Annotated in this window: 11 protein-coding genes; 5 read left to right on the plus strand and 6 right to left on the minus strand. The window is 38.8% G+C overall.

Annotation, left to right across the window (positions count from 1 at the left end; genetic code table 11):
• Nucleotide 1 precedes the first annotated feature (1 nt).
• Complete coding sequence (locus tag BMZ31_RS11580) at nt 2-1,621, plus strand: ABC-F family ATP-binding cassette domain-containing protein (protein ID WP_090831893.1); 1,620 nt, start codon at nt 2-4, stop codon at nt 1,619-1,621.
• Nucleotides 1,622-1,666: 45 nt separating this feature from the next.
• Here BMZ31_RS11580 and BMZ31_RS11585 read toward each other — a convergent pair whose 3' ends face one another.
• Nucleotides 1,667-1,798, minus strand: a complete 132-nt coding sequence (locus tag BMZ31_RS11585; RefSeq protein WP_090831894.1) for a YuzL family protein — start codon at nt 1,796-1,798, stop codon at nt 1,667-1,669.
• A gap of 156 nt (nt 1,799-1,954) precedes the next feature.
• On the opposite strand from BMZ31_RS11585, the gene modA reads away from it, so the two are divergent.
• Nucleotides 1,955-2,749, plus strand: a complete 795-nt coding sequence (gene modA, locus BMZ31_RS11590) for a molybdate ABC transporter substrate-binding protein (protein ID WP_090831895.1) — start codon at nt 1,955-1,957, stop codon at nt 2,747-2,749.
• A 5-nt stretch (nt 2,750-2,754) separates the two neighbouring features.
• Entirely contained in the window at nt 2,755-3,414 is a 660-nt protein-coding gene (gene modB / locus BMZ31_RS11595; protein WP_090831896.1) for a molybdate ABC transporter permease subunit, read from the plus strand.
• 42 nt (nt 3,415-3,456) lie between these two features.
• Here the strand turns inward: modB and BMZ31_RS11600 are convergent, their stop codons facing one another.
• From BMZ31_RS11600 to hutU, 5 genes are all read right to left on the minus strand, one after another.
• The gene (locus tag BMZ31_RS11600; RefSeq protein WP_090831897.1) at nt 3,457-4,638 is read right to left on the minus strand and encodes a D-alanyl-D-alanine carboxypeptidase family protein; all 1,182 of its coding nucleotides are present in this window, start codon (nt 4,636-4,638) and stop codon (nt 3,457-3,459) included.
• A gap of 151 nt (nt 4,639-4,789) precedes the next feature.
• A complete protein-coding gene (locus BMZ31_RS11605) occupies nt 4,790-5,977 on the minus strand; it encodes a DHH family phosphoesterase (protein WP_090831898.1) in 1,188 nt (395 codons plus the stop codon).
• A 279-nt stretch (nt 5,978-6,256) separates the two neighbouring features.
• Nucleotides 6,257-7,243: an agmatinase family protein gene (locus tag BMZ31_RS11610; RefSeq protein ID WP_090831899.1), complete on the minus strand. Its 987-nt coding sequence runs from the start codon at nt 7,241-7,243 to the stop codon at nt 6,257-6,259.
• Nucleotides 7,237-8,520, minus strand: coding sequence for an imidazolonepropionase (gene hutI / locus BMZ31_RS11615; protein WP_090831900.1), 1,284 nt, complete (start codon nt 8,518-8,520; stop codon nt 7,237-7,239). The genes BMZ31_RS11610 and hutI overlap by 7 nt, the downstream gene beginning before the upstream one ends.
• Nucleotides 8,521-8,530: 10 nt before the next feature.
• The gene (gene hutU / locus BMZ31_RS11620; protein WP_090831901.1) at nt 8,531-10,192 is read right to left on the minus strand and encodes a urocanate hydratase; all 1,662 of its coding nucleotides are present in this window, start codon (nt 10,190-10,192) and stop codon (nt 8,531-8,533) included.
• Between the two features lie 196 nt (nt 10,193-10,388).
• On the opposite strand from hutU, the gene BMZ31_RS11625 reads away from it, so the two are divergent.
• Both BMZ31_RS11625 and pflB read left to right on the plus strand, forming a co-directional pair.
• Entirely contained in the window at nt 10,389-10,841 is a 453-nt protein-coding gene (locus BMZ31_RS11625) for a cupredoxin domain-containing protein (RefSeq protein WP_090831902.1), read from the plus strand.
• Between the two features lie 322 nt (nt 10,842-11,163).
• Nucleotides 11,164-13,389 carry a formate C-acetyltransferase gene (gene pflB / locus BMZ31_RS11630; RefSeq protein ID WP_090831903.1) on the plus strand — a complete coding sequence of 742 codons (2,226 nt, stop codon included), beginning with the start codon at nt 11,164-11,166 and terminating at the stop codon, nt 13,387-13,389.
• Nucleotides 13,390-13,392 lie beyond the last annotated feature (3 nt).

The raw sequence follows: 13,392 nt of genomic DNA on the forward strand, positions 1-13,392 counted from the left end.
CATGATTACTGTAAGTAATGTAGGTTTAAGATATGGTGAAAGAAAATTATTTGAAGATGTAAATATTAAATTCACTCCTGGTAACTGCTATGGATTAATCGGAGCAAACGGAGCTGGCAAATCGACGTTCTTAAAGATCCTATCTGGAGAAATCGAAGCCCAAAGCGGTTCTGTCCATTTGGGTCCAAACGAACGTATGGCAGTCCTAAAACAGAACCATTTTGAATATGAACAAGAAGAAGTCATGAAGGTTGTCATCATGGGCCATACCCGCCTTTATGAAGTTATGCAGGAAAAAGACGCTATTTACATGAAAGCCGATTTTACTGATGAGGATGGAATGAAAGCTGCTGAACTTGAAGGCGAATTCGCCGAATTGAACGGTTGGGAAGCAGAGTCAGAGGCTGCAATCCTACTAAAAGGTTTAGGAATTGAAGAAGATCTTCACACTAAAAAGATGGAAGAACTTTCTGGTGGAGATAAAGTAAAAGTCTTGCTTGCACAAGCATTATTCGGAAAACCTGATGTTCTGTTGCTGGATGAGCCTACTAACCACTTGGATATCAAAGCGATTCAATGGTTGGAAGAATTCCTGATCAATTTTGAGAATACAGTCATTGTTGTATCCCATGACCGTCACTTCCTAAACAAGGTTTGTACTCATATCGCTGATTTAGATTTTAGCAAAATTCAAATTTATGTTGGTAACTATGATTTCTGGTATGAATCGAGTCAACTCGCTTCACGTTTGACACAGGATGCGAACAAAAAGAAAGAAGAAAAAATCAAAGAATTACAAGCATTTATCGCTAGATTTAGTGCAAATGCTTCTAAATCTAAGCAAGCAACATCTAGAAAGAAATTGCTTGATAAGATTTCTCTAGATGATATCCGACCTTCTTCACGTCGTTATCCTTATGTTGGATTCACACCTGACCGAGAAATCGGAAATGATTTGCTACGAGTTGAAGGTTTAACAAAAACAGTTGATGGTGTAAAAGTGCTAGATAATATCAGTTTCATTATGAATAAAGACGACAAGATTGCCTTAGTAGGATCAAATGAAATTGCTAAGACTACTCTCTTTAAGATCTTAATGGGCGAATTAGAAGCAGATAGCGGAACGTATAAATGGGGTATTACAACTTCCCAGGCTTATTTCCCAAAAGACAATTCTGTGTACTTTGAGAACAATGATTTAAACCTTGTTGACTGGTTGCGTCAATTCTCTCCTAATGATCAGAGTGAAAGCTTCTTACGTGGTTTCTTAGGAAGAATGCTATTCTCTGGCGAGGAAGTATTAAAGAAAGCTAGCGTCCTTTCCGGTGGTGAGAAAGTTCGTTGTATGCTTTCTAAAATGATGTTAAGTGGATCGAATGTCTTGCTTTTAGACGAGCCAACGAACCACTTGGATTTGGAGTCCATTACAGCACTAAATAACGGTTTAATGGCTTACAAAGGTTCAATGATCTTCGCAACACACGATCATCAATTTGTTCAAACTGTTGCAAACCGTATTATGGAGTTGACTCCTGCTGGTCTTGTCGATAAGCAAATGACTTACGATGAGTACCTTGAAAACACGGATTTACAAAAGCAAATTGCAGCAATGTACCAATAAATAAATGAGGGAATCCATTTGTGGATTCCCTTTTTCATCTTATTGTTAGCTTCTTTTTTGCTTTTTCCTTGAGGAAGAAGCACTAACTGTACCTGTCTCATTGGTTGTTGTTCCTTGACCTTCTACTTGAGAAGAACCCAAACCAGCCGTCGAAGGATCTTGTTTACGTTTTGACATCGTTACACCCCCTGCCCTATCATCTTCAATCTTAGCTTTCCTCTATCCTTTCAATTTATTTTAATAATTTGTGTAAAAGTTTACTTTTAAGAACCCTCTTACTCCGTTATAATTCATGTGAGTAACAATTGTTTGTTTTGGAAGGATGTAAAGAAAATGTTCAAAAAACTGCTCATTTTATTTGTTAGTGTTCAATTATTTTTTACGTTATCAGCATGTTCTACAAAAAGTAGGGATAAAGAAAACGATGATAAATCTATAGAACTAACTATTTCTGCAGCTATAAGCCTTAATGAAGCATTGACAGAGATTCAAGCGGAATTTACAAAAAAGCATCCCAACATCCATACTTCGTTAAATTTAGCTGGTTCAGGTACCCTTCAGCAACAAATCATCCAAGGTGCACCTGTTGATATTTTCATATCGGCATCCTCTGAAAAATTTACCGAATTGGAAAAAAGAGATTTATTAATAAAACAATCTAAGAAAAATTTATTAAGTAACGAGTTAGTTTTGATCAGCAATAAGACAAGTAAAGCGAATTTTAATAAATTTGAAGATCTTACTTCACCTTCAATTAAGAAGATTGCAATAGGGACACCAGAATCTGTCCCAGCTGGTATGTATGCCCGCCAATCTCTTGAGAAGTTAGGGATTTGGGACGAGGTTGAAGAGAAAATCCTTTACGCTAAGGATGTACGCCAAGTACTTACATATGTAGAGACAGGTAATGTTGATGCCGGAATCGTCTATATGACTGAAGCGAAATCATCGGAGAAAGTTAAGATAATAACCAAGGCGGATCCTGCAACTCATGACCAAATCATCTATCCATCAGGAATAATCAACAGTTCCAAACATGTAAAAGAAGCTAACTTATTTTATGATTTTTTAACGAGCGCTTTTGCTAGTGAAATTTTCAAAAAATACGGATTTAAAGTATTGGATTGATTGAAATGTTAACGAACTCATTTTGGACACCCATCAATCTTTCTTTAGAAGTTGCAATCATTTCTTTTTTATTCGTCTTAGTGGCAGGTACGATTCTTGCTAAGGTTATTGGGACCTTGTCTTTTAAAGGAAAAGCCGTTCTAGAATCATTTTTTATGATTCCAATTGTGCTTCCACCAACAGTCATTGGTTTTCTTTTAGTGATGATTTTTGGAAATTCCAGCTTTTTAAGCCCGTTGATTGAAACTATTTTGGGAGAGCCGATTATTTTCTCTTTTCAGGCCGCGGTGCTTGCATCATTCATAGTTGCATTCCCTTTAATGTATCAATCTGCTAAAGTTGGATTTCAATCTGTGGACCCTCAAGTTGAAGAAGCTGCCCGTGTGGATGGTGCGAGTGCGACAAAAGTTTTCCTTCAAGTAACTCTGCCATTATCTTGGAAATCCTTAATCAGTGGTGGCATTCTTAGTTTTGCAAGGGCTTTAGGCGAGTTTGGAGCTACTTATATGTTTGCGGGTAATATTCCCGGTAAGACTCAAACGGTTCCAATTGCCATTTATTCAGCCATGGAATCAGGGAACATGCAGATGGCATGGTTATGGGTAATAGCAATGATCTTCATTTCCTTTCTCATGCTCGCTGCTACAAATCTAGTAAAAAATTAACCGTCCTGTATTCGACAGGACGGTTAATTTTTTACTCGGATGTTACCTTGTTTTGGTCATCCTTAATCTTATTTTCTTGATAACGAAAAGAAAGGCCAAACACATAAACAAATATCCCATAAATGCTGTAATATTATTTATTGAATGGTCTGCCAGTATCTTAGCTTGTTGATATTCACCTTCCACTTCTGCCGGTTTTGGAGGTTTGATTACTTTTAGTTTTAGGGTTTGTAAAACTTTCCCTGCGTTTGTTGTCAATTGTAACTCACCATCAGCAGTAACCGTCTTACTCGTCTTTCCATTCAGCTCTTCTGTAATTTGTTGATCCCCCAAAACCTGATAAGGGATACCGTTTTTTTTATATATAGTGTTATCCTTTATCACTCCGCTTTTAAAATGAGCGAAACCATATTCTAATAACTTCACCGTATCTTTATAAATTTTCCTTTTTGTATCCGCCTTCAGTACAATAGCAACCAAGTTTATCTCATCATTCTCTGCAGTTGTTGCTAATGTTTGTTTTGATTCATCTATGAAACCCGTTTTCCCACCTGTTATTCTCTGTTTGAAAGGGACTTCCCCTTTTAATAACCTATGATGTGTAACCAAGGTTGTATCCCACGACTGACCATCCCAAACAAGTTCTTTCGTTCCGAAAATTTCTCTGAATGTTTCATTTTGCAAAGCATATTTGGTGATGATGGCCATATCTTTAGCTGTTGTATAATGATTTTCTCCGAACAATCCATTTGGATTTGTAAAGTGAGTATTTTCTACCCCGATTTCATTCTTTAGATATTCATTTAAAGAGAAGGAAAAGTCCTCAACATTCCCATTAAGGTACTCTGCAATGGCAACTGCAGCATCGTTACCAGAATTGATTAACATGCCTTGAACAAGTTTCTTTAATGGAACCAACTCTCCTGGTTCCAAATAAACACTTGTCCCTTCGGTATTTACAGCCTTTTCACTTATCACTACGTTTTCGTCAAGTTTCCCTTTTTCAATGGCATATATTGCAGTTGCGATCTTCGTCAAGCTTGCAGGATACATTTTTGCATCTGAGTTCTTTTCAAAAAGAATCGAACCTGTTTCAGCATCCATAAGGACAGCCGCTTCACTTGTTAACATAATATTATTACTGTCTTTCTCTTCTGCTTTTACTAAAGTTGTGCTATAAGTGATAAGCGCAATGATGCTGAAAATGGAAATAAAATATTTCATCGTTAAGAGTCCGTCCTTTACTTTTCTTTACAAGACGATTTTAGCACAATGATGAAATAAGTCTATTGATGTCTTTACTTTTTAATATAATTGAAAAAAGTTGTAAAAAACGCAAAAAACTGATGATTATTGTCATCAGTTTTTTTACCGTTTAGCTCTGTTTTATACTTATATCTTGTTTTGCCATAAAATCTATATAGGAGTCATCACGAGATAACCATACACTGAACTGACGTTTTAAATATTCTTCAGCTTTTTCAAAGCTTGGAAAAGATTCGTGTTTTTGTTCACCGTTGATTGATATGATCCATTCCTCAGATCCTGATGGAAGAATTAAGTACTGTTCTTTTTGACGATTCTCAAACAGTGTTCCTTTAGGAGATTTTTTGAGATTATGTTGGTTCTGTTCTGGATCAGCCATTAAAGTGTCCTCATGGAAAATATCTTGAACAAAGTTCTTAAAAGCCGCATCGTCCATGGAACAGCCTGAAGCTTTGGCATGACCCCCACCGCCGTATTCTCCGGCGATACTTGAAACATCAATGTGATCATGTATGGTTCTAAAACTGATTCTCTTTCCTCCAACGTTTACAATGGCTATATAATCCAAGTGTTGAAAGGTCTTTCCGAGATCATTACCTAACTCTGAGTGATTAGAATCCGCATGAACAACCCCCACACAATAATCATTTATAAAGGTTTGGACGATTTCCCGCCTCTTCCTTCTAATATATCTTTGTGTCTTCTCTTCCTCTATGCTAAGTATCTTATCTTCAAATTCGGAAAAACTGAATCCTTCTTCATGTAACAGCCGACTCATCATCAGTTCTTGAAATTCATCAATAGAATAGATGGAGAATAAATCATTCAGTTGTTTAGCTTCTTTAACATCTTGTTTCTCCCATTCCCATGTATCATAGAGACGGACAAGCTCTACAAACTCGGTAAGGGTCTTGGTTGGCTTCAAAATGTTTTGTTCTTGAAAGTATTCGTAAAGCAAGGAAGTTGCACATGTCAAATTCCCATCATCTTGGACGACTTTTACTCTTCCCCAAGGAAATTCATTTAATTTCATCGAGGTTTTATGATGGTCAATCAAGATGATGTCCTGACCCTTTTTGTGCATTTCGGTGATTCTTAAGGCATTTTCATCGTTTACTGCTAAGTCAGTGATGATTAAGCTTGATTTCTTATTCATTTTTTCCAAGAATCGCTGGATTTGAGTATCATGCCTTGCGATGGAGTTATATCGAACCTCGACACGATCTTTGTATGCCAATTTTGCCAATATTCCGCAACCTATTCCATCCAAGTCATTATGAGAAAATAAATAAATCATCCTCTGCCAACTTTCTATTGAAGATTATGTTCATCCGCGTGGTTTATCCTGACTTATTTTATCCATGAACCTAAACCTTTACCCTTTTAATATAAAAAACATCCCGAAAGGCTAAATTCTCAACGCTAATTTCCCTGGTGGTATGAGGATAGAAAAATCCCTCATGCCGGCTTTTTCTTGTTCCAAAAACAACAAAGCTTAGGAACATAGCCTCCTGAAAAGATAACAAATGAAAAAACGCACAATTTCACGTAATCGTGCAATTGTACGTTTAAGTTTCTATTTGTTCTGTAAAAGGCCAGTTATGAAGGTAAGGAAGGTGTAAACACCTGCTTTGACCGTAGGCGAGGCCGCTGTGTCCCTTGTTGGGTCAAGACAAACAATATCCATGCCAACTAACTTTTTCGATTGTGCGGCAGTAAATACCGCTTCGAAAAGCTCATCCGTCCTCATCCCTCCAGGTGTTGAAGCTGGAACACCTGGTGCAAAACCGATATCTAATACGTCCATATCTATTGTTACATAGATTCCGTCCACTTTACTCTCTAGCTCCCGTACCGCTGCCGAAACAGTTTGAGTTATTCCCTTTTTGCGGGCTTCTTTAAGAGTTGTGTAATTAACTCCTTTTTCTTTTGCGTAAGTAATCAACGATGGTGCGTTGAAAAAGCCATGCAAGCCAATATTATACACATCGTGTCCCTTTATCACAGAACTCTCGATGAGGTTTCTAATAGGTGTTCCGTTCGTTGGTCCATGTTCAGTTAAGTCACGTAAATCTAGATGTGTATCAAACTGGACAATGCCGATTCTCTTTTTCGGATGAATCTCTTTTATCCCTTTTACAAGCATGGCTGTAATCGAATGATCACCGCCAATCGCAATTGGCAAAGCTCCGTTAAAAATAGTCAGCACCTGCTGCATCACATTCCGAATGTTGGAATGTGACTGTGCAATGTCAGTATGGTGCATCTTTACGTCGCCTATATCAAGAATTCTTAGTTCAGAAAGATCCATTTCATAGTCAATGTTATAGATTGAAAATTGATTCCAGTACCTGCGAAAGTGCTCCGGAAATTCAGATGCTCCAGACACGCTTATAGATGATCTCGAAAGAGGTACACCAAATAAGATGGCTTGCCATTCCTCGCCAAGAAGTTCATTTTTCGTACATGTGTATTGATGAATCCAATCCTTCACTTTTAAATCAAATTGCGCTTTTGGTTCAGGATAATAAACAGATGGGGGCGTTAAGAGCGAATTTAACATCGTTTTCCCTCACGCACAACAATTTCACCGTTCTTTATGACCATATCGGTATGATTCATGCCATAGTGATATTGCAGGAGCATATAATTTGGTACATTTAGAATGACAACGTCTGCTTTTTTCCCTTTTTCCAAACTTCCGATACTCTCATTTTTCGCGATAGCATGGGCTGCATTTATTGTTACTGCTGTAATGGCTTCTTCCGGAGTTAGCCCCATATTCATGCACGCCAAGTTCATGATAAACGGAGTAGAAACGGTTGGAGAAGAACCAGGGTTACAATCTGTAGAGATGGCTACCGCTACACCCGCATCAATCATTTTTCTGCCTTTTGCAGCTTCTGTCATTAAAAAGAAAGCCGTTCCTGGCAACAAAACTCCAATGACTCCCGCTTCCGCCATGGCAGCGATGCCACTATCGGATGCTCTTAAAAGATGATCAGCCGAAACAGCCTTGAGCTCAGCTGCCAACTCAGCACCTTCATAAGGTTCAATTTCATCTGCATGAAGTTTTGGTTTTAAACCATATTTTTTCCCTGCTTCTAAAATAATTCTACTTTGTTCTGGAGTGAAAACCCCCCGCTCACAGAAAACATCGTTAAAATCTGCTAGCTTTTCTTCGGCCACTTTTGGAATCATTTCCTCACATACTAACTTTACATATGCGTCGGGATTCTCTTTGTATTCTTTTGGAACTGCATGTGCACCCATAAAGGTACTAACCACATCAACTGGATGCTGTTCGTTGAGCAATTGGGCAACTCTTAATTGTTTATATTCTGTTTCCCAATCAAGCCCGTATCCACTTTTTGCTTCTATAGTCGTTACCCCATGTTCTAAGAAGCGCTCTAATCGCTTTTTACTTTCTTCAAAAAGCATTTCTTCAGAAGCTTCCCTTGTTTTTGAAGTGGTGGCATGTATGCCTCCACCATTATTCATGATTTCCATGTAGGTGGCGCCTTTTAGTCTCATCGTGAATTCCGCTTCGCGAGTACCGCTGAAAACAAGATGTGTGTGCGGATCAACCAATCCTGGCAAGACAATTTTACCCGTTGCATCAATAACTTCTATTTCATCTAACCTATCGTTCAGTATTTGAAGCAATTCATTAGTAGTACCTAATTCAGAAATGATGCCATTTTCAAGAAAAATGGCACCTTCATAAATGATGGATAATTGACTCATGGATTCTCTTACGGCAGGAGAATCAGAAAACCCTGCCACCGTGATAAGCTGAGAGGAATTTATGATTAATAGTGGTTTTCCTGTCTGTTTCATTATCTGCCTCCTACTTTCTCATCGGAATCTTGATGCCATGGTCTTCTGCTGCTTTAATCGCCAAATCATAACCTGCATCAACGTGTCTGACAATTCCCATTCCTGGATCAGATGTTAAGACGCGCTCTAAACGGTTCTCCGCTTCTTTCGTCCCGTCTGCAACAATAACCATTCCAGCATGTAGGGAATAACCCATTCCTACCCCACCGCCATGGTGGACCGATACCCAACTCGCTCCATTAACGGCGTTGATTAATGCGTTAAGGATTGGCCAATCAGCGACTGCATCACTTCCATCCTTCATTGCCTCCGTTTCCCGATTTGGAGAGGCTACAGACCCTGAATCTAGATGATCTCTACCAATTACAATTGGAGCCTTCAGTTCACCGCTTGCAACCATATCGTTGATAATTTTGCCAAATCTTGCCCTCTCACCGTAACCTAACCAACAGATTCTTGATGGCAACCCTTGGAATTGGATTCGTTCTTGAGCAAGCTTAATCCATTTGCATAGGTGTTCATTGTCTTTAAACTCTCTAAGAATGGCTTCATCTGTCTTTCTAATATCTTCAGGATCTCCAGAGAGAGCTACCCATCTAAATGGCCCTTTTCCTTCACAGAAAAGCGGACGAATGTAAGCAGGTACAAAGCCTGGGAAATCAAATGCCTTTTCCACGCCTTCGTCTTTTGCTACTTGACGAATGTTATTGCCATAGTCAAATGTTACTGCTCCTCTATTTTGCAACTCAAGCATCGCATCAACATGTTTGGCCATGCTCTTCTTTGATGCTTTAACATAATTGGATGGGTTTTCATTGCGGAAAACCGAAGCTTCCTTAATGGAGTACCCAACTGGTATATAACCATTAAGTGGGTCATGAGCGGAGGTTTGGTCAGTCAAAACCTCAGGAATAAAATTAAGTTCCAACATTTCAGGTAGAACTTTAGCCGCATTTCCTAATAAGCCGATCGACAGTGCTTTACCGTTCAATTTCGCCTCTTTTGCAACACGAATAGCTTCATCCAAATTATCAGCCATAATATCGAGGTATTTTGTTTCAATTCTACGTGCAATCTTCTCTTTGTCCGCCTCAATTGCAATACAAACTCCATCGTTCATGGTAACGGCGAGTGGTTGAGCACCGCCCATTCCACCTAATCCTGCTGTAACCGTAATGGTATGCTTCAAGCTTCCGTTATAGTGCTGTCTGGCAAGTTCTGCGAAGGTTTCATATGTACCTTGCACAATGCCTTGACTTCCGATATAAATCCAGCTACCTGCTGTCATTTGCCCGTACATCATCAAACCTTTCCGATCTAGCTCATGAAACGTCTCCCAATTTGCCCATGCAGGCACTAAATTAGAATTCGCCAGTAACACTCTTGGTGCATCTTGATGGCTTTTAAAAATGGCTACAGGCTTTCCAGATTGAACAAGCAGGGTTTCATCACTATTCAATTCCTTTAAAGAAGCGATGATTGCATCAAATGACTCCCAATTCCTTGCCGCTTTACCGATGCCTCCATATACGACAAGATCTTGTGGATTTTCCGCTACTTCTTCATCAAGATTGTTCAATAGCATTCTGATTGCCGCTTCTTGTACCCACCCTTTTGAATGAAGATCGGAACCATGGTAATTCTGAATCACTCTTTTTGTATGCGGTTTCATTTTTTACCTCCTAAATGATATGGCAGGCAGTATGTATGGTCTTTGTTGAAAGGCAGCTACCGATAGTCTTCAAGTTTATTATTCATATATATTCTATATTTGTAAACTAAGTTTCAGAAAAATCAATAAAAATAGACAAGTTCACCCACTTCATCTGCATATACTAGACTAGCAATTTAAAACGAGGAGGGTTTCTATGCAATTTCTTGTTTTGACAAAGAAGGCCATCACTATTTTCTTAATGGCTGTTTGTTGCCTTGTATTAGCTGGTATTTGGTATTTACAAAACAGTTCTGACGTCCCTGTCACGAATGCCGTACCGTCCGAAAATGCTAGGGAAATTCATTTAGTAACAGGAGAATTCAAGGGTAAATTGCCAAATGGAAATGAAATTGAGGCTTATCGTTGGGATCCAGGAACCATTTTTGTAGAAAAAGACGAAAAAGTTAACCTCGTCATTTATGGTGTAAATGGTATGGAGCATCCCTTCCACATTGAGGGTACGAACATTAAAGGTACTGTAAAAAGAGGCGCTGAAACGAAGGTTCCACTCCTTTTCAATAAAGAAGGGGTTTATCGACTTGTTTGTGAACTTCATCCTGATAAAGACCATAGTGGGCCAATGATTGCCTACATCGTTGTAGACTAGTTCATGAAAAAAACTTTAAGAAGAATCTTGAATAAACTTGTTCAGGATTCTTTTTTTTGGATATTCTGTGCACACCTTTATATAACAGTTACCATTTTTTCCGAAGTATTTATAGTACAGTTTTCCCAAAGGATATTATCGATTTAGTCTTGCTGTTTTTATTCAAAAATGAAACTAACCTTATTAATTCACAATATGTTAACAAATCAGTCATAAAACAGCCACTCTTGAGTGATTTTTATCACATTCCAACTGTTATACTCAAGGTAAGATAAAAGCAGATAAACTGTTATACATTCTTAAACCGATGAGGTGGATTTAAATGGAACATTGGAGAGGCTTTAGAAGTGGAGTTTGGCAATCAGAGATTAACGTTCGAGATTTTATCCTTAAGAATTTTTCTCCATATGAAGGAGACGATACTTTCCTAGTAGGCGCAACAGAAGCTACAAATCTACTTTGGGATCAAGTAATGGAATTAACTAAGCTTGAACGCGAAAATGGTGGAGTCTTAGATATGGATACTGAGACAGTATCCACGATTACTTCTCATGGACCTGGATATTTAAACGAAGATTTAGAAAAGGTTGTAGGTGTACAAACAGATAAACCTTTCAATCGTTCACTTCAGCCATTTGGCGGGATCAGAATGGCGAAAGCGGCTTGTGAATCATATGGATTTACGATGAGCAGTGAAATTGAAAGAATCTTCACCGACTTTAGAAAAACACACAATCAAGGCGTATTCGATGCTTACACAGAAGAAATGGCGTTAGCGCGTAAAGCGGGTATTATCACAGGTCTTCCAGATGCTTATGGCCGTGGTCGAATCATTGGTGACTACCGACGTGTTGCCCTATATGGCGTTGATTTCTTAATCGAACAAAAGAAAGCTGACTTAAAAAATACGAGCAAAAAAATGACCGAAGATACAATGCGCCTACGGGAAGAAATCTCTGAACAAATCAGAGCACTTAAGGAACTGAAAGAGTTGGCTGTAAGCTACGGGTTTGATATTTCTGCTCCTGCGAAAAACGCTAGAGAGGCATTCCAATGGCTCTACTTAGGTTATCTTGCTGCCATTAAGGAACAGAACGGCGCAGCAATGAGTCTAGGCCGCGTTTCTACTTTCCTCGATATTTATATTGAGCGTGATCTTTCCGAAAACGTACTTACTGAAATCGAAGCCCAAGAACTTGTGGATCACTTTGTCATGAAGCTCCGTTTAGTAAAATTTGCCCGCACACCTGATTACAATGAATTATTTAGTGGAGACCCTACATGGGTAACAGAATCTATTGGCGGAATGGCTATGGACGGCCGCCCGCTTGTAACTAAAAACTCTTTCAGATTTCTGCATTCGCTAGATAACTTAGGACCAGCTCCAGAACCAAACTTGACGGTACTTTGGTCTAGCAAGCTTCCAGAAAACTTCAAGAAATACTGTGCACACATGTCCATTAAGACAAGTTCAATACAGTATGAAAATGATGATATCATGCTTCCTGAATATGGAGATGATTATGGCATTGCTTGTTGCGTTTCCGCAATGGAAATTGGCAAGCAAATGCAATTCTTCGGAGCACGTGCAAACCTTGCAAAAGCATTACTTTATGCTATTAACGGTGGTGTTGACGAAAAACTGAAGATCCAAGTGGGACCTGAGTTTGCTCCTATTACTTCCGATATTCTGGATTTTGAAGAAGTAATGAAGAAGTTCGATCAGATGATGGAATGGCTTGCGGAACTTTATATAAATACATTAAATATCATCCATTACATGCATGACAAATACAGTTATGAAAGAATCGAAATGGCTTTACATGATTCCGAAATACTTCGTACGATGGCAACTGGCATCGCGGGACTAAGTGTTGTTGCAGACTCATTAAGTGCAATCAAATTTGCAGAAGTAAAAGTAATCCGTGACGAAAATGGAATTGCCATTGACTTTGAAACTACAGGCGAATTCCCTAAATACGGTAATAATGACGACCGAGTCGATCTTATCGCAGTTGAATTAGTACAAAGATTTATGAAAAAATTACGTAAACATCAAACATACCGTAATTCCCTTCATACTATGTCTGTTCTAACGATCACTTCGAATGTCGTATATGGAAAGAAAACGGGAAACACACCTGATGGAAGACGTGCTGGCGAACCATTTGCCCCTGGCGCCAATCCGATGCATGGTCGTGATACAAAAGGTACTCTCGCTTCCCTTTCGTCTGTAGCGAAGCTTCCTTATCAATACTCTTTAGACGGGATATCAAATACGTTCTCCATCGTTCCAAATGCACTTGGAAAAGATGAAGAATCACGTTCTCGCAATCTCGTATCCATACTTGATGGTTATGCAATTAAATCAGGCCACCATTTGAATGTGAACGTCTTTAACAAAGAAACCTTGCTTGATGCAATGGATCACCCTGAGTTGTATCCACAATTGACCATTCGCGTTTCAGGCTATGCTGTTAACTTTATAAAATTAACAAGAGAACAACAAATGGATGTCATCAATCGAACATTCCATGAATCCATGTAACCA

The sequence above is a fragment of the Bacillus sp. cl95 genome (assembly GCF_900115925.1).
In the GTDB taxonomy this organism is placed as follows: Bacteria; Bacillota; Bacilli; order Bacillales; family Cytobacillaceae; genus Neobacillus_A.